This is a genomic window from Kribbella sancticallisti, from assembly GCF_039530625.1.
GTDB classification, from domain to species: Bacteria; Actinomycetota; Actinomycetes; order Propionibacteriales; family Kribbellaceae; genus Kribbella; species Kribbella sancticallisti.
The window spans coordinates 506,322-529,187 of sequence record NZ_BAAAOS010000020.1; the positions used below are offsets into that span (position 1 = coordinate 506,322).

The 22,866-nt window shown below is 66.7% G+C and carries 19 protein-coding genes and 1 pseudogene; 13 read left to right on the forward strand and 7 right to left on the reverse strand.

The window, feature by feature from the left end:
* Positions 1–227: 227 nt before the first annotated feature.
* Positions 228–632 carry a thioredoxin family protein gene (locus ABD255_RS19115; RefSeq protein ID WP_344215723.1) on the forward strand — a complete coding sequence of 135 codons (405 nt, stop codon included), beginning with the start codon at positions 228–230 and terminating at the stop codon, positions 630–632.
* The gene (locus tag ABD255_RS19120) at positions 632–1,585 is read left to right on the forward strand and encodes a DMT family transporter (protein ID WP_344215725.1); all 954 of its coding nucleotides are present in this window, start codon (positions 632–634) and stop codon (positions 1,583–1,585) included. The genes ABD255_RS19115 and ABD255_RS19120 overlap by 1 nt, the downstream gene beginning before the upstream one ends.
* A 148-nt stretch (positions 1,586–1,733) precedes the next feature.
* Here the strand turns inward: ABD255_RS19120 and ABD255_RS19125 are convergent, their stop codons facing one another.
* Positions 1,734–2,264, reverse strand: coding sequence for a carboxymuconolactone decarboxylase family protein (locus tag ABD255_RS19125; protein ID WP_344215727.1), 531 nt, complete (start codon positions 2,262–2,264; stop codon positions 1,734–1,736).
* A 193-nt stretch (positions 2,265–2,457) separates the two neighbouring features.
* Between ABD255_RS19125 and ABD255_RS19130 the strand changes: the two genes are divergently transcribed.
* The 4 genes from ABD255_RS19130 (at position 2,458) to ABD255_RS19145 (ending at position 4,805) form a co-directional block, all read left to right on the forward strand.
* Complete coding sequence (locus ABD255_RS19130) at positions 2,458–2,670, forward strand: metal-sensing transcriptional repressor (RefSeq protein WP_425554462.1); 213 nt, start codon at positions 2,458–2,460, stop codon at positions 2,668–2,670.
* A 117-nt stretch (positions 2,671–2,787) separates the two neighbouring features.
* Positions 2,788–3,744, forward strand: coding sequence for a F510_1955 family glycosylhydrolase (locus tag ABD255_RS19135; protein WP_344215729.1), 957 nt, complete (start codon positions 2,788–2,790; stop codon positions 3,742–3,744).
* Positions 3,741–4,460, forward strand: coding sequence for a DUF3105 domain-containing protein (locus ABD255_RS19140; protein WP_344215731.1), 720 nt, complete (start codon positions 3,741–3,743; stop codon positions 4,458–4,460). Before ABD255_RS19135 ends, ABD255_RS19140 begins: the two co-directional genes overlap by 4 nt.
* Positions 4,461–4,553: 93 nt before the next feature.
* A complete protein-coding gene (locus ABD255_RS19145) occupies positions 4,554–4,805 on the forward strand; it encodes an SHOCT domain-containing protein (RefSeq protein ID WP_344215733.1) in 252 nt (83 codons plus the stop codon).
* A 304-nt stretch (positions 4,806–5,109) separates the two neighbouring features.
* Here the strand turns inward: ABD255_RS19145 and ABD255_RS19150 are convergent.
* A pseudogene (locus tag ABD255_RS19150) lies at positions 5,110–5,385 on the reverse strand (IS1634 family transposase); the annotation flags it as partial.
* A gap of 371 nt (positions 5,386–5,756) precedes the next feature.
* Between ABD255_RS19150 and ABD255_RS19155 the strand changes: the two are divergent.
* Positions 5,757–6,389, forward strand: coding sequence for a hypothetical protein (locus tag ABD255_RS19155; RefSeq protein WP_344215735.1), 633 nt, complete (start codon positions 5,757–5,759; stop codon positions 6,387–6,389).
* On the opposite strand, the gene ABD255_RS19160 is transcribed toward ABD255_RS19155, so the two are convergent.
* Positions 6,386–7,294 carry a 1-aminocyclopropane-1-carboxylate deaminase/D-cysteine desulfhydrase gene (locus ABD255_RS19160; protein WP_344215737.1) on the reverse strand — a complete coding sequence of 303 codons (909 nt, stop codon included), beginning with the start codon at positions 7,292–7,294 and terminating at the stop codon, positions 6,386–6,388. The two genes, ABD255_RS19155 and ABD255_RS19160, sit on opposite strands and share 4 nt — an antisense overlap.
* Before the next feature lie 219 nt (positions 7,295–7,513).
* Positions 7,514–8,749 carry an IS110 family RNA-guided transposase gene (locus ABD255_RS19165; protein ID WP_344215739.1) on the reverse strand — a complete coding sequence of 412 codons (1,236 nt, stop codon included), beginning with the start codon at positions 8,747–8,749 and terminating at the stop codon, positions 7,514–7,516.
* A 480-nt stretch (positions 8,750–9,229) separates the two neighbouring features.
* Here ABD255_RS19165 and ABD255_RS19170 point away from each other — a divergent pair, with 480 nt between their 5' ends.
* The 4 genes from ABD255_RS19170 (at position 9,230) to mobF (ending at position 16,049) form a co-directional block, all read left to right on the forward strand.
* Positions 9,230–10,366, forward strand: coding sequence for a tyrosine-type recombinase/integrase (locus tag ABD255_RS19170; RefSeq protein ID WP_344215741.1), 1,137 nt, complete (start codon positions 9,230–9,232; stop codon positions 10,364–10,366).
* Positions 10,363–10,704 (forward strand): helix-turn-helix domain-containing protein, encoded by a 342-nt coding sequence (locus ABD255_RS19175; RefSeq protein ID WP_344215742.1) that lies wholly within the window; start codon positions 10,363–10,365, stop codon positions 10,702–10,704. The genes ABD255_RS19170 and ABD255_RS19175 overlap by 4 nt, the downstream gene beginning before the upstream one ends.
* A gap of 137 nt (positions 10,705–10,841) precedes the next feature.
* On the forward strand, positions 10,842–12,281 hold the full coding sequence (locus ABD255_RS19180) for a hypothetical protein (protein ID WP_344215744.1): 1,440 nt from the start codon (positions 10,842–10,844) through the stop codon (positions 12,279–12,281).
* A gap of 177 nt (positions 12,282–12,458) precedes the next feature.
* Positions 12,459–16,049 carry a MobF family relaxase gene (mobF, locus tag ABD255_RS19185; RefSeq protein WP_344215746.1) on the forward strand — a complete coding sequence of 1,197 codons (3,591 nt, stop codon included), beginning with the start codon at positions 12,459–12,461 and terminating at the stop codon, positions 16,047–16,049.
* 143 nt (positions 16,050–16,192) lie between these two features.
* Here the strand turns inward: mobF and ABD255_RS19190 are convergent, their stop codons facing one another.
* Entirely contained in the window at positions 16,193–16,690 is a 498-nt protein-coding gene (locus ABD255_RS19190; RefSeq protein WP_344215747.1) for a GNAT family N-acetyltransferase, read from the reverse strand.
* A gap of 2,189 nt (positions 16,691–18,879) precedes the next feature.
* Between ABD255_RS19190 and ABD255_RS19195 the strand changes: the two genes are divergently transcribed.
* Together ABD255_RS19195 and ABD255_RS19200 are read left to right on the forward strand one after the other, a co-directional pair.
* Positions 18,880–19,392 (forward strand): SigE family RNA polymerase sigma factor, encoded by a 513-nt coding sequence (locus ABD255_RS19195; RefSeq protein WP_344215749.1) that lies wholly within the window; start codon positions 18,880–18,882, stop codon positions 19,390–19,392.
* Positions 19,393–19,403: 11 nt separating this feature from the next.
* Positions 19,404–20,432, forward strand: a complete 1,029-nt coding sequence (locus tag ABD255_RS19200; protein WP_344215751.1) for a hypothetical protein — start codon at positions 19,404–19,406, stop codon at positions 20,430–20,432.
* A gap of 310 nt (positions 20,433–20,742) precedes the next feature.
* Here ABD255_RS19200 and ABD255_RS19205 read toward each other — a convergent pair whose 3' ends face one another.
* Complete coding sequence (locus ABD255_RS19205; RefSeq protein ID WP_344215753.1) at positions 20,743–21,114, reverse strand: hypothetical protein; 372 nt, start codon at positions 21,112–21,114, stop codon at positions 20,743–20,745.
* A complete protein-coding gene (locus ABD255_RS19210) occupies positions 21,111–22,862 on the reverse strand; it encodes a type IV secretory system conjugative DNA transfer family protein (RefSeq protein WP_344215754.1) in 1,752 nt (583 codons plus the stop codon). The genes ABD255_RS19205 and ABD255_RS19210 overlap by 4 nt, the downstream gene beginning before the upstream one ends.
* Positions 22,863–22,866: the final 4 nt, after the last annotated feature.

Genomic DNA, 22,866 nt, shown 5'->3' on the forward strand with positions numbered 1-22,866 from the left:
TCATCGCGAAACTCCCTTCTTCTTCGTACGGCGCGGGCCGGTCGATGGTGCGGCCGGGGCGCCGATACATCCGCCCCGATGCCTTACCCTCCTAGGGTATTCCCGGTATCGGGGATTTCGGGAGCGGTGTCAACCTCGGAGCCTAACGATGTCCGCTTGATACCCTATAGGGGTATGATGTACGTTGCCACAGCAGCTGACGTCCGAACATGAACCGGAGGGGTCACATGTCTGACTGGATCGACATCAGGGACGAAGCGGCATTTGCCCGGCTCGTCATGGACTCCCGGGCACCGATGGTCGTGGCCTTCGAGAACGAGGCCTGCACCGGCTGTCACGAGCACCGGGCAAGGCTGTCGGCCGCCTGGCGTCTTCTGGGCCGACCCGGCCGCAGCGTGCGTGTCGATGCCGACCGGCTGCCGGATCTCGCCAGCCGCTTCCGCATCGTGGGCTTCCCCACGGTTGCTCTCTTCTCCGGAGGGCAGCCGGTCGAGCGCTTCCTCGGATGGCGCAACCAGGCCTCGCTGACCAGACGCATCGCGGGCCTCCTCGACGGGGTTCCGGACAGGCGTCGGCGGTCCGGGGTGAGCAGCTCCCGCCAAGGCGCCCGGCGCTCGCGGGGAGCTGCTTGATGACGCGCCAGGTCACGGCTGCGGGCAGGCCGGGGTGGCGGGTATTCGCTGCGGTTGTGCTGCTGGGCGGTCTCTGGGGCAGTTCGTTCCCGCTGATCCGGGTCGCCGCTCCGAGTCTCGGAGCGGCTGGAGTGACGCATGGCCGGGTGCAGGTGGCCGCGACGATTCTGGCTGCAGTCATCACCTTGAACGTGCGGACGGCGAGAACCGCCTGGCGCGCTGTGGGAGGCGCGATCGGCCCACTGTTGCTGCTCGCCGCGTTCAACGTGGCCCTGCCGCTGACCCTTGTCGCGACCTCGATCGTCTCGCTCAACGCGTCCCTTGCCGCGGTACTGAACGCGTCCACTCCCCTGTTCGCGGTGGGTGTCGCCGCCGTCTGGCTGCACCAAGCGGTGAACCGTCGGAAGGCCGTCGGTGTCGCCATCGGGATCCTCGGGGTCGTGATCCTGGTCGGCGGGGCTTCGCTCGACCTCGACTGGTCCACTGCGCTGGCCATCGCGGCCTCGCTGACCGCGGGTCTGCTCTACGCGCTGGGTGGCGTCTACACGCAGGTACGGTTCGCCGAGACACGCCCGTTGGTACTCGCCACGGGACAGCAGTTGGCCGCCGCGCTCCTGCTGATCCCGGCCAGTGCCATGGCGCCGCCACGCGGTCCGGTGACCGCCGCGGCGGCATCGGCCGTCCTCGTGGTCGGGGCCGGCGCCACGGCCGGCGGGTACCTGCTCTATTTCTGGATCATCCGCGCGGCAGGCCCTGTAGCGGCGTCGACCGTGACCTTGATCGTCCCGATCGCGGGTTCTGTCATCGGCGTGCTGTGGCTCGACGAACCGCTGACGCTTGGTCTGGTGCTGGGCACGGCCGTGATCCTCACCGCTGTAGGCCTTCTGATCGGCCCTGCCCGAACCCAGTACAACTCCACGGATGCCGCCGAGCGTACGGAAGTCACGGCATAGACAGCGAGGCGATCGACGGGTTCACCTGTTCGGTAACCCACGCGAAGGGCTCGGTTCGGGGCTCCCGGCGGTACTGCAGTGACGGCTGCAGACCCGGAGCAAACTGGCCGCCTACCGCCGGCGCACGCCGGGGCAGGTCACGTAAGCATCAGGCCGGCTTCGCTTCTTCGGGATGCAGACCGGCCACCAGGTTGAACGCGCCGGTGAGAAGGTTGAGGCTGACCAGCCCGACGACTTCGGTGATGACCCTGTCGCTCCAGCCGTTGTCGCGCAGGACGGTCAGATCCTCGTCGCCGATCGAGGAGGGCTCAGCCAGGACGCGGACCGCGAAGTCGAGCAGCACGGCCTCCCGCGCGTCGACCGATGTTCCTTGCCGCGCCAGTTCGATATCGGTGTCGGTCAGGCCCACCTTCCGCCCCGCCGCACTGTGCGCCTCGAGGCAGAGATCGCAGCCGATCCACTCCTGAACGGCGAGCGACAGTTTCTCGCTCAGGGCCCGCGGGATCTTGACCCGTTTGATCGCTGCGGAGAGATCGAGGTACCCGCGCAGTACCGCGGGCGAGTGCGCCATGGTGGCCACCATGGCGCCCAGGCCGCCGTGCCTGGAGGCGATGTCCGTCAGGATCTCGCTCGATCCGGCGGGGGCTTCGTCCGGCGTCAGTGGTTGCAGGCGTCGCACTTGTGTCTCCTCTTGCGGAGCTGGATGATCGATGGTCATACCATACCAGGGTATGGCAGCCTACCTACGGTAGCTCGAAGCAACGATCGGCTGAGCGATCTCCAAGTACCCCCATGAGTAATCTGGATCACAGGCGTTATGGTTGCTTCAGATACCCGAGGGGGGTACGGTTCTCGGCAGGAAGGGAGCGGACATGAGCGACACGGAATCCAGCCACGGTAACTGCATCGACGTCCTCGCACAGGTGCCGGCGATGACGCAGGCACTGGAAGCAGTCGCGATCGGCCTGCTCGACGAGCACCTGGCGCACTGTGTCGCCGGGGCCGCTGCTGCCAACGATTCGGAGGCCGCCGAGCTCAAGGTGAAGGAAGCCTCCGACGCCATCGCTCGCCTCGTCCGCTCCTGAGTTGCGACACGCACGACCCGCGTTGCTGATGCAGCGCTGGCCATGAATCGTGGGAACTGACGGCGATCTACTATCGTCCTTCGTATGTCGACGCGACGAGGCCAGGGAGCTCCGTAGATGGCACGCACAGGACCCAAGGCGACCGGACAGGGGAAGGCCCCTGCCACGTCTGCGCCGGGTGCGGGCACCAGCAAGAGCACCTGGTTGATCCTCGGTTCGGTGCTGGTCTTCTCCGTGGCGCTGGCGCTCGTCCTGCCCCGGGTGATCGGGGACGGCGGCGGCCCGGCTGGTTCGGACAGTGGCGATCCGGGTGTGGCCCACGCTCACGGGCTCGGGATCGACCCGTCCGACGGGACGCTGTACGCCGCGACGCACTTCGGTGTCTTCCGCATCCCGGAGTCCGTGACGGCCACCCGGATCGCGGACCGATACCAGGACACGATGGGATTCACGGTCGTCGGTCCACAGCACTTCCTCGGCAGCGGGCACCCCGACGAACGCGAGAACAAGCCGGCCCGCCTCGGGCTGATCGAGAGCGCCGACGCCGGGCAGACCTGGCAGAACCTGTCGCTCGAGGGGGTGGCCGACTTCCACGCGCTGAAGGTCGCGCACGGTTCTGTCTACGGCTTCGATTCCGGCACAGCACGGTTCATGGTGAGCAACGATCGCCGCACCTGGGAGGACCGCAGCGGCACGCCGATGCTCGACTTCGCCGTCAGCCCCGCCGCTCCGGAAACAGTCCTTGCCGCCACGGAAGAGTACGGCCTGGCGCGCAGTACCGACGGCGGCCGTTCCTTCGCTCCCGTCAAGGACGCGCCACCTGTCGCCTATCTGGCCTGGCCAGCAACGCAGCTGCTGTACGGCGTAACCGTCACCGGCGCGGTGATGATGAGCGCCGATGCCGGTGCGAGCTGGCAGCAACGCGGCTCGCTGGAAGGCCAGCCTCAGGCACTGGTTGCTGACGGCAAGCAGAGGGGTGTACGCCGCCACCGATTCAGGAATCCACGCGTCCACCGACGGCGGACGCACGTTCGCCCTTCGCTACCGCGGTTGAGAGAGGTCGTGTTGTCGTGAGCAGCAAAGGCAAGCAGTCCCGTCGGCAGCTGATCGAGCAAATGCAGCGCGACCAGGCCCGCTCCGACCGACGCCGTACGATCCTCATCATCGCTGTGTGTCTGGTCGTCGGTCTGGGCATCGTTGCCTATCCCGCCATCAAGCTCGTCCAGGACTCCCGCGCCAAGTCGACGCCGACCGCCGAAATCGGCGTCCCCGCTGACCAGGCCTCCTGCGGTGACATCGTCGAAAGTGCAGCCAGCGGGAGCAGCGACCACAAGCCCGACGGTACGGCGATCGCGTACGCGACCTCGCCGCCTTCATCCGGCCCGCACTACCAGACGTGGGCGCCGTTCAGCCGGAAGTTCTACACCGCCGACGACCGCCCGGCGCTGGGCAACCTGGTCCACAACCTCGAGCACGGCTACACCATCCTGTGGTACAACGACACGATTGCCGGCGACAGCGAGAAGACGGCCGTGATCGAACGCCTCGCAAAGTCCTTCGGCGACTCGCAGACGCAGGCCGGCAAGTTCATCGCCGCGCCTTACACCACCAAGGACGGCGGCGACGCCTGGCCCGCCGGCAAGAACATCGCCTTCGCCCACTGGAGCGGCGGACCCCCGGAAGCCCAGAAGGCCAATCGCCAGTACTGCGGCGACATCAGCGGCGCGGCCCTGAAGACATTCATGGACAAGTATCCGGCTGACGATTCTCCAGAACCGAACGCCGGCTGACGGTCGCCAGCCGGTCGTCACGTGCCCAGCTACGACGGAAGTTAGTACATGCACGGCGACGGATCCACTCCGAAGCAAGGGCGAGCCGGGCAGATGACTGGGATCATGCATGGCGACATGTGGGCATGGATGCTCCTATGGGCGGTAGCCGGCGTGGTGATAGTCGTGGCCGGTGTGGTGACGACGGTGTGGATGGTGCGCCGTGCGAGCAACGCCGTTGACGCCCCTCCCGGCCGGCCTGAGGTCGAGAGTCCCGAGGACATGCTGCGGCGCCGTTACGCCGCAGGTGAGATCGACGAGGACGAATACCTGAAGCGCATATCCGGTCTCAACCAACACGGGTGATTCAGCGCTGTCAGCAGGTCCCAGGGGGTGCCCGGCACGGCATCGCAGCCTCTGTCCCTGGTGCTCCCTCGTGCCCGAGCGGCTTGACTCTCCTCACCCTACTGCCCGGGCCTACCTTCTTGAAGAGGACCGTTAGTCAGCGCCTTGACGACCTACCTGGCGTCGCGTGACACGCCGCGCAGCGTGTCCGTCGCGACCGTTTGGGCCGTCAGCGCCGTTCTTGCTGGAAACCCCTGGATCCCTTGGGGTCCGACAGATCCTTGCGGTCCCGAGGTTCAGTGGGTGAGACCTGACTTGTGCCAAGTTAGTGCGCACTGTCGTGGCCGTGGATCGTTCGCAGGATCTCGCGCAGTTCATTGGGTCGCGGGTCGGCGGCAGTGATGGTGTGAGCGCCGGCCTGGATCTCGATGGTGCGGTAGCGGCGGGCAGTGCGGACGAACTTCTTGATCGACCAGCCCGTGGTGTCCTCGATCCAGCGCGAGACCGCGGGGGCGGCGAAGACGATGGTCAGGTGGGCCTCGATCGAGTCGCGCTTGTGGTGATAGATCGGTTGCGCGGCGAGGTCACGGTTGACCTTTCTTCGTCCCGCCGGTGACGCTGACGAACCTGTTGCGCTTCACCGAGGCTTTGCCCGCGACGGTGACGGCGCTCGTCTGAATCTCCCCAGACCTGCTCACTGAATTTCCCCACCCCGTGTGGCTCCACCGGATGTGGTGGGGCCCCTCGAGATTGGCGGTCTCTGACCACGCGCCGGCTATTCGAAGGGGCCTGGCCGGGAAAGCGACGCCCGTTCTCACCCGTGTAGTCGGCTCCCGCCCATTCGGCAAGCGAGTCGTCGCGGCCTCCTCCCCGCGAGCGAAGGGAAGATTTGACCGTGGATCTGACGAGCGCACAGCAGGCCATCAGCCTGTCGGCGGCGCTCTAACTCTGGTCGTTTCCGGCGGTTGAAAAGTGAGCGGTTGCGGCCAGTCTAGGACTCGGTTCCGCCTCGCCCACGACTGGAGCCAGCGCGACGCTGCCGACCAATGGAACCAGCACTGGCCGGACGACCCCAAGACCTTCAAGAACTTCTCCTGCTGGGAGCAGTGGCCCGCGTCGACCGGCTGCGCACCCTCCCTCGACGTCCTCACCCGCCTGGCCGAGTTGCACCAGTGCTCCGTCGCCGACCTCGTCATCGATCTGGCCGACCACTCGGACCTCGATACAGCGCGCGCCACCAGCGGCAACCTCAGCGGCCTCTGGCTCTCCCGGTACAGCTACTTCTCCTCCGGCCGCGACGCCAACCTGCAAGGCGAACACACCATCCGCCTCCACCACACGGACAGCCGGCTCCACGGCACCAACGATCCCGCCGACGGCGAATCACGATTGACACTCGACCTGTCGGTCAGCGGAGCCATCGCCACCGGAACCTGGAAAGAGCGAACAGCATCCACCGGCTACTACCGCGGCGCAGTCTACCACGGCACCATCCAGCTCGTCGTCAGCCCGCACGCCCGCGGCATGAACGGCCGCTGGCTCGGCTTCGGCAAGAACTTCATCGTCAACTCCGGCGACTGGCACCTGGAGTGGCTCGAAGCCTAACCAATGTCCGGCACGTCGCCGGACCCGCTGATCAACCCCACGATCGTTGTACCCCGCGGGAACACGCCGCGCGCCACCTGATCGACCAGCGCGTACATCATCTTCGCCTCGTACACCCAGTCCAACCGCAGGCCGTGCCGCGCCTCGAAGTCGTCAACGAACTCGTCGAGCTCCGGGGTCCGCTTGGCGTAGCCGCCGAAGTGGTAGTCACACGCCAGCCGCCACGATCCGGTACGCGCGCCGTACACCTGCTCCTGCAGCCGAACGATCTCCTCCTCCAGGAACCCGCCACCCTTCAGTACCGGAACCCCGACCACCAACTGATCCGCGCGCACCCCGGCCGCCACACCAGCGAGCGTCCCACCGGTCCCCACCGCGCAGAACACGACGTCCACGGACGCGTCCAGCTCCGCCGGCAACTCCGCACACCCGCGTACGGCGTCCGCGTTGCTCCCACCTTCCGGGATCAGGTAGAAGTCGCCGAACTCTCGATGCAACGCATCGATCACAGCATCCGACGTCTTCGCCCGGTACGTCGTCCGGTCCAGATACGTCAGCCGCATCCCGCACGAGACCGCGTACTGCAGCGAGGAGTTGAGCGGCAGGTGTTCGTCGCCCCGGATCACTCCGATCGTCTCGAACCCGCAGTACGCCCCCACCGCAGCCGTCGCTCGGATGTGATTCGAATACGCCCCACCAAACGTCAGCAAAGTCCCGAACCCGCGCTCCCGAGCCGCCGCGATGTTGTACTTCAACTTCCGCCACTTGTTGCCCGGCACTTCCGGATGAATCAGGTCATCCCGCTTCAGCAGAACCCGCACGCCCGAACCCCGCAGCCGGTGATCCGCAATCTCGACCACCGGCGACGGCAACCGAAGCTCCCCGAGCACGCCATCCTCCACCACGCCAGCATCGCATGTGAGGACGAGTTCAGGGCCTCGAACGCACACCACCTCGTCGCCGGTCAACCAGGTCTACCTCAACCCCCTCCCCCTCGATGGCCGCACCACGACTTTCCCGCCGAGCCGAGCAGGGTGACCACCGGCACAGACCCGTGAATCAGATGTTGGAGCGCAGGCACGTCAGCGCGTCGGGCTTGCCCGACACGCTTTGGGGTGGCTGGGTTATGCGATGGGGTCGAGTTGGACGCTGTGTCCGAGTCTCTCGAGTTGTGCGACGAGGCGTCGAGTGTGCGCTTCGTCGTTGCGGCGGCCGAGCCAGTCCGCGCCGAGATCGCGGTAGGGCTCGTTCCTGGCGAGCATGTGGAACACGGCGACGAGGATGGAGTGCGCGACCGCGATCTGCGCTCGACCGGCGCCACGACGTTTGGTCAGCCGGGCGTGCTGCGCGGCGAGATAGTTCTTGCCGTGCATCCGGCCCACCGAGCCAGCTGCCTCGACCAGCATCGCGGTCAGCCACTTGTTCCCGTGCCGCTTCCCGGTCGGGGTGCGCTTACCGGCCGACTCATAGATCCCGGGCGCGACACCGGCCCAGGCCGCGAGCTTGGCAGCCGAACCGAACCTCGACATGTCCGCGCCGGTCTCGGCCACGATCACTTGGGCGGTCCGCTCCCCGACGCCGGGGATGGTCTGCAGCAACTCGATCTCGTGCGCCCACGGCCGGCACTCTGCCCGGATCGCCTCATCAAGGTCGGCCAGCGCGTGCTCGACCAACTCGAGCCGATCCAAGATCGCGCCGGCCATCCGTGCATGGTGACCATCGAAGTGTCCCTCGAGCGCTTGAGCCAGATCAGGGATCTTCGAACGCATCCTGCCCTTCGCCATCTCGGCCAGCACCCGCGCGTCGCGCTCACCGTCGATCATCGCCCGCAACATGGCCCGCGCCGAGACCGTCGTCACCGACGACGCGACCGCTGACAGCTTGATCGAGGCGTCCTCCAACATCAGCTCCAACCGAACGGCCTCGCGGGTCCGGTCGCCCATCAGCTGCATCCGGTAGCGGGTCAGCATCCGCAACCGACGGATCGGAGGCGGCGGCACGAACGACGGCGACAACAGACCGTGCTCGAGCAGCTGGGCGATCCACTCCGCATCACGCACGTCGGTCTTGCGGCCCGGCACCGCCTTCATATGCGCGGCGTTCAACAGCCAGACCTCCATCGACTCCTCAAGGCAATAGAACGGCGGCTTCCAATACGTCGACGTCGACTCCATCGCCGCGACCGTCACCGCGTTCTCGAGCAACCAGTCGCGCATCACCTGCAACGACCCGGTCGTGGTCTTGAACGTCCGCGTCACCGACGACCGGCTCCCCTGCCGCTTCCCCGGAATACGCACGCAGACCGTGACCGACGCCTTGCCGACATCCAGACCCGCCACCCGTTCGAACAACACCTCCATCGAGCACTCCCTCCGGCACAAACCCCCGCCGCGACACCCGCGACCTGCGCCGTCCGGAGGGCCCTCTGCCAGGACACAGACCCACGTGCTCGCAGCAACAATCCACCGGCACCCGAAGACCCCGCGCCTTACACTTCTGCGGGCTCACCCGCACCAGTGTGACTCGACGTCGCCGAACGGCACCCACAATTCTCATCCCGCCGCCGCAGCGACGAAGTCGCAAGCCGTTACACTTCTGGCACTTGAGGAGCTTCTGTCGCCGAAACGATTAGATGCGATCTGGCGACGGTGTGAGATGAGGCGGGTTTCCGACGTTCCCGCTGGTCAGCGGAGAGTCGATTTTCCGCGGTGCGGGTGTGACGCTATCGGACTTCGTACTGATCGGGAACCGCGATCCTTTGCTGGGTTGGGGTCTTCACAGCGGCTCGCATCTGATGCGATGATCCCGCATCCGATGCGGGCATGTGGAGAGTGGTTTCGGTGGACGATCGCGGTGACATCCCGGGCGCTGCGGGCTTGGTTCTGGTCGATGGGGTGTCGCTGTTTCGCCCTGAGGATCAGGTGTTCGAGGCGATGCTGGAGGGGTTCGCGAACCAGCAACTGGCGAGGAACCTGGCCTACTCGACGGTGCAGGCCCGCGAGCATCAGTTGCGTGCGTTCGCCGGTCATGCGGAGGCGTTTCCGTGGCGCTGGTCGGCGCATCTTGTCGATGAATGCTTCGGTGATCTGCGCGCGGTGCGCCATGTCGCACGTTCGACGGTGCGCAGCTACCAGGTCGCGATCCGCGGCTTCTGCAGCTACCTGACCGACCCCGCTTACGGCTGGGTTGCCGAGTGCGAGCGACGGTTCGGGACGCACCCGATCCAGGTGATCCACGAGGTAAACGCGGCCGCGCACGTGGCTGATTCCGAGGCCGAACCGACGCGACGGGCGTTCACTCGCGACGAGTTGCAGGCGCTGTTCGACCACGCCGACGACGAGGTCGCCCGCAAACGCGCCCTCGGCCGGAAGGGCTGGCTGCCGGCGTTTCGGGACGCGACGATCTTCAAGATCGCCTACGGCTACGGCACCCGCCGCACCGAAACGGCGATGCTGGACGCCGCCGATTTCGGCCGCAACCCCGACGGCCCGGAGTTCGGAGAGTACGGCGTCTGCTACATCCGGCACGGCAAAGCACAACGCGGCTCACCACCCAAACGCCGCTCCGTGCTCACGGTCTGGGCCTGGACCAGCGAGGTCCTCGAGCAGTGGTTCACCGAGATCCGGCCATGCTTCGGGCTGCCCAACAACCCGGCCGCCTGGCCGTCCGAACGCGGTCTGCGGGTCGGGCCACAGCAACTGAACAAGCGCCTGGCCGGCTACCGCGACACGCTCGGAATGGACCCCGCGCTGGAGTTCCACTCGCTGCGGCGCTCCTACGTCACGCACCTGATCGAGGACGGCTGGGACCCCCGGTTCGTGCAGGAACAGGTCGGCCACAACCACGCCTCGACCACCTCGATCTACACCTGCGTGTCGTCTGACTACCGCACCCGCATCCTGCGCCGCGCCCTCGACGCCCTAGTCGCCGACGCCCTGAAACCAACCGAATCGAACCCCACGGGAGGCACGCGATGAGCGGCCAGAAGCGGCTTGTCAGCTACCAGTGGCGGCTGCGGGAGGTGATGGCCGAACACCAGATGTTCGCCACCACCGAACTCGTCCCGCTGCTCCACGAACGCGGCATCAACCTGTCCGCCTCCCAGGTCCACCGCCTCGTCACCGGCACCCCCGAACGCCTCTCCATGGCCGTTCTCGCAGCGTTGTGCGACATCTTCGCCACCAACCCCAGCGAGCTCATCACCACCGACGCCGTCAATCTCGGCGTCCGCAAAACCGCCACCGGCGAACGCCCACCAGGCAAGACAGCCACCGATCTGCGACCGCGACGCGCCCGCATCACCGACCAGACATGAACCTCAACCCGCCAAAACAGCGGACCCAGACACCGAACCAGACACCGGACCAGACACGGTGCGCACGCTGCCACCGGCCCCTTCGCGGCGCCACCCCGCCCCAACCAGGCGAAGCACCGCCCACGGGCCGAACGGTCGTGGCCACCAAACACTGGCCAGAAGGCCCGATCTGCTCAGGCTGTTTCGTCAAAGCCTGTGAGACCTACGGCGCCTGCGCCAGTTGCGGCGTCGACCGGATGCTGCCCGGCATCAGCCCCACCGGCCAAGGCTTGTGCACCGACTGCGCCGGCGGACTCGGTGACTACATCTGCACCCGCTGCGGCCAGGAGGCATGGCGCCACTACGCCGGCATCTGCGGCCGCTGCGTCCTCACCGACCGACTCACCGCAGCCCTCAACGACAGCACCGGCACGATCCGCCCCGAACTCCAGCCACTGTTCAACTCGATCCGCACCATGAACAGACCACGCTCCGGCATCCTCTGGCTGTCCCGACCCCACGTCCCAGCCATCCTCCAAGCCCTCGCCACCGGCCGCGTCCCGCTCACCCACGACGGCCTCAGCACCCTCACCCCCTGGCGATCGGTCGTCTATATCCGCGACCTGCTCATCGCCTGCGGAACCCTGCCACCCATCGACCGCTACCTGTTCTTGTTCGAGCAATCGCTCCCCCGCTGGCTCGACACCATCGACCACCCCGAGCACCGCAACCTCCTCCACCGCTTCGCCACCTGGCACCTCCTGCGGCACCTGCGAACCACCGCCCAAACCGGGCCGATCGGCCACTACCGCAACCAGAGCGCCCGCACCCAACTCCGCACCGCCGCCGCCTTCCTCACCGACCTCGCCGCCCGCGCACACACCCCGCAACCCACCCTGCAGCACTGCACTCAAGCCGACCTCGACCGCTGGTTCGCCACCACCAACAACACCGCAAAGCTGAGCCTGCGGGCGTTCCTGCGCTGGGCCATCGACCACCACGCCATGCCCCGCCTCACCCTGCCACCAGTGGTCACCGGCCACCGCGCACCCATCAGCAACAACCAACGCATCGACCTCATCAGACGGATCCACACCGACCCCGCCATCGCTCCGATCGACCGAGTCATCGCGATGCTCATCCTGCTCTACGCCCAGCCACTCCCACGGATCGTCGGCCTGACCCTGGCCGACATCGTTTACAACGGCGACCAGATCCTGATCCGGCTCGGCGACCCGCCCGTCCCGGTCCCCGAACCCTTCGCAAACCACATCACCACCTACATCGCGAGCCGGCCCAACCTCGCCACCGCCACCAACCCCGGCCGCCAACTGCTGTTCCCCGGCCGCCGCGCCGGCCAACCCATCCACCCCACCAGCATCCGGCTCCGCCTGCACAACCTCGGCATCCCCAACCTCAACGCCAGAACCCGAGCCATCCGCGAACTGTTGCTCCAGGCACCAGCCCCAGTCGTCGCAACAATGCTCAACTACACACCCCACAGCGCAGAACGCATCGCCGCCCACGCCGGCAACACCTGGAAGACCTACGCCACCGGCGACCACACCCGCCGACCCACACCACCACAGCGGCCCTGACAACAACCACCACCAACGCCAACCGTTGAGCACCGACGATTGACGACAGACGAATAGGACTCGCTACCGGTCTAGCCCGGCTGTGCGGGTGCGATCTAGCCTTGCAGGGCTGCTTCGTTGAGCGGCCATGGGAGATCCAAGGTATCGCACGCAGCGCCCTCTGACCGATGTGCAGCCATGCTGAGCATCCATCGGTTGACCGCTGGGGATGGCTATCAGTACCTGCTGCGCCACATCGCGTCTGGCGACGTCGACCGCCGTATGGCTACGTCGCTGACGGCGTACTACACCGCGTCCGGATACCCGGCAGGGCGATGGATCGGCAGCGGTCTGAGTGGGCTCGGCGGTGGTCGACTCGTCCCGGGGAGCGAGGTCGACGAGGGGCAGATGGCGGCGCTTTTCGGGCGGGCTCAAGACCCCCTGACCGGCCATGCGCTAGGTCGCCCCTACCCCACTTTCAAGAGCCCGTCGGAACTGGTTGACGAACAGATTCGCGCGCTCGACCCGGCCCTGAGTGAGTCCGAACGGGAGGTGGAGATCGAGCAGATCCGCAGGCGCGTGATGCGTCGGAAGACGCAACAGGCAGTCGCCGGATTCGACCTCACCTTCTCCCCCGTCAAGTCGGTTTCAGCCCTCTGGGCGACCACGGATGTCGGCACTCAAGAGCAGATCGTCGCCGCGCACCACGAGGCGATCCACGACGTCCTGGAGCTGATCGAACAGCACGCTTCCTTCACCAGAACCGGTGACCAAGGCGTCGTCCAGCTCAACGTGCGCGGCCTGATCGCCGCGGCGTTCGACCACTGGGACACCCGCAGCGGCGACCCCCAACTCCACACCCATGTCGTGGTCGCCAACCGCGTTCAGGGCCTGGACGGTGAGTGGCGCACGCTCGACAGCCGGACGCTTCATCGCGCGATCGTCGCTATGTCGGAGGTCCATAACGTCCTCCTCGCAGACAACCTGAGCCGCCGTCTCGGCGCGAACTGGGAGTTGCGCGAGCGCGGTTCCCAGCGGAATCCGGCGTTCGAGATCGACCTGATTCCCGACGAACTGATCCGCGAGTTCTCGGCAAGAACCGAACAGATCGAGGCCAATTTGACCGCGCTTCTGGACGAACGGGGCGACGATCTCCATCCACCGAGCCGCCGCGAAATGTACGTCCTCCGGCAGCAGGCCACCCTGATGAACCGCCCACCTAAGCACCTGTCCCGGCCGCTTGCAGCGATGATGTCGGAGTGGCGAAGCCGCGCCGAGCGGGCCATCGGGCTCGTGTCGATTGCCGCCATTGAGCGTTCACTCGATCACTCCGGCGACCGGAGCCTGGTCGCGGCGGACCTCAGCCCCGAGACCATCGAGGCGTACGGCGCCGCAACCGTCCTCACGATCCAGACCAAGCGCGCGACCTGGAATCGCTGGAATCTACTGGCCGAAGCCGCGCGCCAGACGCGGATGCTGCGCATCGTCTCATCCAGTGAGCGGTTCGCCGTGCTCGAATCCGTCGTCCAGTGCGCCGAACGCCACTCGATCAGCCTCAAGGCACCCGACCTCGTCTCAGCGCCCGTGGCGCGGACAGACGGCGAGAGTGTCTTCACGATCCACAACGGCCAGATCTACACCTCACCCGTCATCCTCGGCGCAGAGTCTCTCCTCCTCGAGGTTGCCCGAGACTCGGCAGGACCGAGGATTCCGGCACCGCTCAGCGCCGGACTGAGCGCCGATAAGGTCCGGGGCCTTCACCGCATCGCGACCAGCGGCCAGAAGCTCGAGGCACTGGTCGGGCCAGCCGGAACAGGCGAGACCAGCCTCCTGTCCGCGCTGACCTCCAGCTGGGAGATCGCGTACGGCGAAGGCTCTGTCATCGCGCTGGCGCCGTCCTCGGCCGCAGCGACCATCCTGTCCGACGCCATCGGCATCCCCACCGAGAACATCGCGAAGTGGATCTACGAATCCGCCGGTCTCGGCGCCGAACAGCGGCGCGACATAATCCAGAAGACCGAGTACGCCGCCAACCTTGCCCACCGAGACCGTCGCAAGCGCCGCCACGCACGCCTTACCGCTCAACTGGCAGCAATGCACGCTGAGCACGACAGGTGGAACTTCCGCACCAACCAGCTCGTCATCGTGGACGAGGCCTCCATGGCCAGCACCATGGAACTCGCCACCCTCGCCCGCGCCGCCAACACCGCCGGCGCCAAACTTCTCCTCGTCGGCGACGACGCCCAACTCGGAGCGGCCGACACCGGCGGCGCCTTCCGCCTCATCGCCCAAGACACCCAAGCCGCCGAACTCACAGACGTCTGGCGCTTCACCAACCCCTGGGAACGCGACGCCAGCCTCGCCCTCCGCGCCGGAGACCTCGCCGCCGTCGACGCCTACGACGACCACCGCCGGCTCGCCGCGGGCTCATCAGAGGAGATGGAAGACGCCGCCTACAAGGCCTGGCTCACCGACACCAACAACGGCAAAACCAGCTTGCTTATCGCCGCCGACAACGCCACCGTTGCCCGCCTCAACGCCTGTGCCCGCCTCGATCGCATCACCACCGGAGAAGTCGAACCCGACGGCATCGAACTCCACAACGGCAACCAGGTCGGGCTCGGCGACCATATCGTCACCCGCCTCAACAATCGCCGCCTCCCGTACGGTCACCGTCAGTTCGTGAAGAACGGCGACCACTGGACAGTCATCCACCGCTGGCTCGACGGCTCCCTCACAGTCCAGAACCACATCGGCGACACTGTCACGTTACCTAGCGCCTACGTGCAGGAATCCGTCGAACTCGCCTACGCCACCACAGCCCATCGAGCCCAAGGCGCCACTGTCGACACCGCCCACCTCCTCGTCACTGAACAGCTCACCCGAGCTCTGATGTACGTCGGTATGACCCGTGGCCGCGACACCAACAACGCCTACATCGCCACCCACCAAACGAGCTCCGATCTTCACGAACCCCACCCCGAACAGACCATGCAAGACGTCCTCGAAGCCATCCTGAACGACCCCGGCGTCGAGCAATCCGCCCACGAAGTCATGCGCCAAGAACTCGACAACGCCACCCGGCTAGACCGGCTGATCCCCATCCACGAACACCTCTGCCAACTCGACGCCAAGAGGCGCTATCAGCCCGCCATCAGCGCGTCCGGCCTCGATCGAGCTGACCAGGCAGCACTTCAAGCCTCCCGCGCCTACGGCCCACTGATCGCCGAACTCCGCCGCGCCGAAAACGCCGGCCTCAACATCACCTACGTACTCCACCGCGCCGTCACGCAGTCGCCCCTCGCCACCGCCCACGACATCGCAGCAGTACTCCACGGCCGAGTCGAGCACCTCGTAACCCGCATCGCCCGCCGCACCACGACGATCGCCGGTCTCGTCATCCCGGCAGCCCGAACCACTGATCCGACGCTGCTCCCCGCTCTCCGCGAACTCGAAGGCCAAATCGCCGACCGCGCCGACTGGCTCGGCCGCCAGGCCGCCATCAAACACCCGATGTGGTACGAGGCCCTCGTCGAGACCACTGCTGGCTCCCCGGTCCCGAGCACGCTGGTACGTGAGATCGCCGCCTACAGAGAGCACTACAAGGTTCGCGGAGACACGGTCCTCGGCACGGCGCGTCCCCAGACCGCAACCCGCCAACACCAGCACTACACCCGCCTACTCATCCAGCTTCAGAGAGTGGCCCGCAGTCCGATGGAACAAGCCCCGCACTCCACCGTCAGCATTGGAGATCAGCACGCTAGAACCCATGACCCCGGCGCCGAGTAGCAGGCAGATCGACCGCGGGCGGCGAACTGGCCGCGGCACGAGAGACCAATCGCGAGCTCATGCCCACCTCAACACACAGTAGAGCCGACCAGAGTTCACGGCAACAGCTCAGAGGTCGATCTGTGCGGCATTCCTGAAGGCGATCAATCGAACCTCAAGCGCATGTCGTAGTTGGGAAGATTTTCGCCGCGAATCCAATTCTGATCGTTCACCCGCTCCACCTCGAAGCCGAAACGCTCGAACGCGGGCCGCGCCGTTCGACTCGCGTGAGTGTGAAGTTCGGTCAGACCCAACTCGCGGGCCCTGGCGACGACCGACTCGACGAGGGCCTTTGCAACACCCCGGCCACCGACATCCGAGTGCACGAAGAGCATGTCGAGCAGGCCACCATCGGTAACGTCGCTGAATCCGACGACCCGCTCCTCGATCACCGCGACGAAGGTATGGGCGGCCAGCCGCCGTTCGTTCCACTCCACCAGATCGACCGACTCCGGCGCCCACGCGGCAACCTGCTCTGGCGAGTAGTGCTCCGAGGCTGTGTCGCGAATCGCCCGGAAGTACGACTCCCAGGTCGGCTCCGCATCGCCAGGTTCATAGGCGCGCACGCTCACACTGACACTCACAGACACGACGATACCCATGACCTCGGCCAATTCCTGCCTCGCTTTCCAGGAAGTGCGAAAGCAGACAAGCTCAGTGCAGGTGGCCGTCCTGCTTCGATTCACGCTTCGACCCACCGGGCAACGCGCCTTAAGAGGCACCGACTCAACGGCCGTCCCAGCTCGACATCGACCGACCCAGACATCTCCGTCACCACGCCACAGTCCGCGACACCCGTCGCGCACGACGGGCGAACGCCGTGCAGCGCGCTGGCCCGGCACAACGCTCGCACCCCTACAGAACGGACCTTGGCCCAGTCGCGGCGGCCTGGTTCGTACCTGGTCGACGCGCTCTGGCGATCAGGCCCTCGATCCCGCTGGCCTTGGACGCCGCGAGCCATTCCCGCGCCTCGGCCGGGTCGTCGGTGGCCCGGAGCTGTAGCGTCGGACCGGCAACATCCCACCTGGTGGGCCAACAACCGCTCGTCGAGGTCGAACTGCTGAGATGATCGTGGTAGGTCAATCGATGGAACGGATCCCTGCTGTGCCGCAACACTTTGTCGTCTTCGATGCCATGGGAGTCCTCTACCGTCATGGCAACATCGTGCGACGCATGTTCCTCCCCGACCTGCATGACTGCGGCTGATGTTGCCCGGCCGATTACCCGGCGGGAGCGGCTCAGCGAGCGCTGGGGGGGAGCCGAAACGCTACGGCGCAACCGCTCAGCCACCCGGTGCGTCGTAGATTGGAGGCTCGACAATCTTCAGGATGGTGGCTCGTGGGGCAGATCGATGGGGAGCGGCCGTGGGACGCCCAGGACGTCACGCCGGCGCTCACGATTCCCGCGTTGCCCTGGAGTCCAGGCTTTGAGGGCAGCGGCGCGAGATCGTGGCCATGGGTTTCGATACTCATCAGCTGGCCACTTGGGCTCGCCTACTGTGCGGTCACCGCCGTGCCATGGTGGCTGACGCTGGGCACACTCTTCTACTTGTGGCCCCTGTACGCCGAGCTACGAGGTCCCTGCGATCAGCTCACGGTGACGGCAGTAGGTTTCGAGATCCGTGGCGTCCTCCGCAAACGCGCCTTCCCCTGGTCAGCGATCGAGCGACTTCAGGTGCGGCGATACGAGATCAGCGTTGGCCTTGGCTGCTACGGCCGTGAGATCTGGCGATTTGACGGTCAACATGGACGACCATCGGCCCTAGAGGTCGCCGCTGTGCTCGAACGGCTCCGGCTCGAGGGCCGGAGCACAGCAACGCCTCGCCGGACCACTCCGTCGTGGGGTGCTGCGGTGCTCTTGGCAGGCACCACAGCGAGCATCGCTGCCGCAGTAGTCGGCCTCATCAACGACCTCGTGTAACCGGGCGCCGAACGACCCGCGGTTCGACTCGGACATGCCATTCGGGCGAACCCGTCTTGCCGGATGACGCCCCGCCGCCGACACGTGCACATGGCGCCGGATTCGAGGTCGATGGGTTGTGACCTTCCCGGCGAGCACCTCTACGCCGTTCGCCGCGAGGATGCGCCGAATGGCCCGCTCACGAGTCGCCACGGTCTCGGATCGTGCCGCTAAACTTCTTGGTGGTGCACGCCGACGACGCGCACTGCTGAGAACGACAACAGGTGCCGGCTGCCAGCAGCGACTTCGTGCTGGTGAACCTGTTCCAGCGCCACTCGGCGCAAGGATGGGGCCAGCAGCGGTGACCGAGCTGCTGGCCGCGCTGTCGCGCCGAGCGGGGACTCAAGCGGCCGACTCACGCGTTCGCGAGCAACGTGCTGGTTGCTGGCGGCACCTTGGACGAGGCGCAGGCACTGCTGGGACAGGCCAGCCTGGCCTCAACGCAGGTCTACGCATACCCAGCACCAGAACGGCTAAGAGCGGCGGTCGATTGGCTCGCCCGGCACTCCAGGGGCGCCGATGAGCAGCCCGCGTCCCGCACTCGTCCCAGCCCCTACTGTCAGCCCGGACGAGCTGCGACTGTCGCTGCTGGAGACCTTGCTGGATCCGCTGTTCTTATCCGAGGCGGGCCTTCGGACTGTTGCTCGGGTCGGCTTCGTCTCCGCTTCCATCCCCCATCGCTTCGGATAGTGCGTAAGTCACTTCTGCGCCACGGCGAGGTCTGCGGTGACTCGGGACCTGAAGCGGCATATGCATCCGCAGGATGCAGGGATGCAACCCCGGCGTCTCCGGTTTCCGTATTGACGGAGATCAAGAGAGAGTGGGAGGCACGATGGCGGACCGTGACCAGGGTTATGTCGAGTTCGTCGAGGTGGCGAGTGCATCGCTGCGGCGGACGGCCTTCCTGGTCTGCGGGGACTGGCATCGCGCGGACGACGTGGTGCAGGACGCGCTGTGCAAGCTGTACCTGTCCTGGTCGAAGGTAGATCGCGGCGGGAACCCGGTCGCGTACGCCCGCCGTATGGTGGTCAACGCGGCCCTAGACAGCGGTCGGCGCCCCTGGCGCCGGGAAGTACCGACCGATGTCCTACCGGCCGATCGGGTCCACCAGGACGACTCAGCCGTAGGCCTCGCCGACCGGGACGAGCTTCTCAGGGCACTGCGCTCGCTCGGACCGCGCCAGCGCGCCTGCGTCGTACTGCGGTACTACGAGGACCTGTCGATCGAGCAGACCGCCGAGATCCTCGGCTGCTCGGCCGGCACGGTGAAGAGCCAGGCGGCCCGCGGTCTCGAAGCTCTCCGGGACACCATCGACCGGGCCCAGCAGATCGGCCGGACCAGATGAAGGAGAACCAGATGGACGACGTCCGGGATCTCGGCGCCCAGCTGCACCGGTTAGCCGCTACCGACCCCTTGGATCCGATCGACGCGACGGCCCTGCTCGAACGAAGCCGCCGACGAAAACGCCGCCGCAGGCTCCGCTCGATCGGCGGCGTGACCGCCGGCGTAGCTGCAGTCGCACTGGCAGCAAGCCTGATGCCGAACCTTAGCACCGCGAACGACGACCCCCGCGTCGCAGGCTCCGTCACGCCGAAGCCCGTCACCATCACGAAAGCCGCAGGCGACTCCTTCACCTCGGTCCCCGGTGTCCCTCGCGGGGAGGCCGGACTGGCAGGACCGCTGCCGATGGCCGAGACCATCCGGCGGTGCACATTGCGCTACCCACAGAACAAGCGCCCGCTGAAGCACAAGGGCCAGTGGGCGGTGGGGGAAACGCTGCCGTACGTCCTGCAGCCCGGAGACCGCCCGATGATGTGCACGATTCCCGGCGGTGACAAGCCGTCGGACCAACTGGTCGCGGCCGCGCGGCGCGATCCGATGCCCAGCTCGCCGGCCGCGCAGTTGCGGAACTGTTCGGTGCTGTTCTGGTCGGACCTGACCAACTGGCGGGTGGTGGCGTCGGAGACGGCGCCGGGAGTCGGAACCGCACTGATGGCGTTGTCACCGTCTGGCCGCAAGGTGCTCAACTGCCAACTAGGCCCGAAGACCGGCGACAATGCGACCCCGCTCGGAGCGGGGCCTGGAATCTATCCCGCTACCAACTACGACACAGCGAAGATCGAACCATGGATTGGCGGCCACCTCGACTGTCCGACGTACGGCGTGCCGTGCAGGGGATTCGCCTACGTGGGCGCGGGACGCGTTTCCCCTAAGGTCACAAGGATGCGGATAGAGCCGACCAACGGCACGCCCGGCCATGACGTGATGGTGCGGGACGGATGGTACGCCGTCGCCTGGTTTGCCAAAGGCAACTTCACCGAATGGGGAGCCCAGCTCACGGCCTACGACAGGACCGGCAACGTGCTCAAGACGATCACCCGCTGACCGCGACCCGGTAGTTGGGAGCTGATCATCGGTTGAGTGTCGACAGCCAGATCGAATGCCCGGCTGTCTTGTGAGTACTGCGCCCAGGTGTATACGGTTCTCGGAGAGATCCCGAACAGGTAGCTGATCACGATCGCGGAAGCGCGCCCACCCGAGTCCGGCTGCGGCCCACTCCCGTTCTCTGTGGAGAAGCCAACCCGCACTACCACCGTCCGAGAGCTCATCGCCTTGGCCTCCCACCAAAGCACAATAGGCACGTACTTCGCGGCTTCGCAGACCACAGGCGCGGCGGCGGGCTGAGACGGTCAACCTAGATTTCGGGGCGGTGGTTCATCCGACTGCATCCCAGGAGCGAGCTCCAGTCGCGGAGGCGGCGGAGGGCGAGGGTTAGGTCTCGGTGGAAGGCGAGGGGGTCTGAGGGTGCGGCGTCGGGTTGGTAGCAGGCCTCCCAGAAGGTTCGGAGGGCGGAGAGTTCTTCGACGATGGCGCCGTGGTGGGACCAGCAGGGTGGGATGACTTTGTGGTCGAGGTTGTAGCGGGTGGTGGCCCAGGTGACCCAGTCGGCGAGGCGTTCTAGTTCTTCGGTGGTGCTGGTGGGGTCGAGGTCGCGCCAGCAGATGACGCACGGGTCCGTGGGTGGGGTGAAGGCGAGTGCTCTCGCGAGGTCGTCGTCGGGATTCATCGGAGGAGGGCTCGGCCGATGCTGTCGCGGATTTGGTCGGCGTCGGGGCGGCCGGTCCAGGGGGTCATGGTCAGAAGGATGGGCGGCGCGGTGCGGGCGAGCAGGATGCCGGTGCCGAAGGGGAGGGTGCGGATGACGTCGGGCGGGAGGATGGGGATTCGACGGGTACTGGTGGACGTGGTGCGGCCGCCGTCGGGTCCGCGACTCCAGTTGCGGATCTCTTCGTCACGTTCGCCACAAACTGCGGCGAGGTCTTGGAGGTCGCGGGGCTGGGCAGAGCCTCCGAGGATGAGGCGGAGGGTGGCGGCGTCCCACATGGCGGCCGCGGCTTGTTCGCCCCAGCATTCGCGGGCTTGAGCCAGAGACTGGATGACGACGTGCGTGGAAATGCCTGAGCCACCGCCGTCGGCCATGAGCCCCGGCAGGGACGGTACGGCGCACAGGTTGGCGATCTCATCGAGTACGAGTGCCAAGGGTGGTTCGAGGCGACCGCCAGGGTTGTGCGCGGCGAGTTGGCGAGCGGTCTCGGTGATGTCTTCGAGGAGGGCGGCGATGAAGGCTGACGTTGCGCTGGCGCCGGCTCCGGTTCCGAGGAGGTAAATGGTCCCGCGTTCACGGATGAACTCCGCAGGTTCCAGGCCTTCGCCTCGTGGTGGGTCGAAGGAACGGCGTACGGCGGGATCGGCGAGCGCTGACAGTGCGGAGCGAACGCCGGCCCATATTGCGTCGCGGGTGCGGCCGTCCATGCGGACGATGCCGTCGAGGGTGTCGCCCCAGCCTTCGGCGGCGTCATCCGAGCGGTTGAGGATGGTGACGGCTTCGGTGGCGGACGCTGGCTCCAGGCCCCAGCGGTAGAGCTGGGCGATGCCCGCATCATCGATGGCCGCGGCGTGGAGCAGCCCTCGCAGCGCCATTTCGGTCTGGCCATGCCAGAAGGCCCCGTCAGTCACACCACCCTTCGTGAAGCCGGCGCCAGCGGCGAGACCGCTGGCACGCACCATCGCGGTGGTTGGGTTCTCGCAGCCGCGGACAGGAGACCATCTGATCCCCTCGACGCGTCCCAGGCCTTGCGGATCGAAGACGGCGACTGGCCCGATCTTCCGTCGGAGCTCCAAGGTGGCGGCGAGATTGTCCGGTCGGGTCGACGTGGTGACGACAGCACCTGGTGCGTCGATGATCGTGCCGATGATCTGGTGCAGGCCTTTCCCGGAGCGGGGTGGTCCGACGTCGACGCGGGAGTCCTCAACAGACGCCCAGCATTCGCGGCCCCGCGAGGTGCCGAGGAGCGTTCCGACCTCGGCGGGCGAACTTGTCGGCGCTTGCGGTCGGGCTGCGCGCCCTCGTCGTACGACTTGTCTCCGCCCGACCGCGGCCTCGACCTCAGCCGCCGTAGCCAGCCCAGGTCGCCCGGCGAGGGCTCGGCGTCTGCTCGCGGACGTCGACCTGCGGGTTTGCCACAGCCTCGCGCCGAACAGGCCGATGGCTACCGGCATCGCGACGACGACGGCGAGTGCTGTCCAGTAGGCGACGGGCCCGAACTGTGCGGTGGTCATGCCAAATGCGATCGCTGGATCGCGTGGGTGCAGCATGACCTTGGCTGCGTCGATCCACGCCGACTTGGGCCATCGTCCGGTCGCGAACAGCGACGCTAGGCCGCCGGCCGCGTACAGGACGCCAGTACAGCAGAACAGGACTCCGGCGACGACGAAGAGGATCTCAGTGAGGTCTCGAGGTGGTCGTTGGCTCACGGGG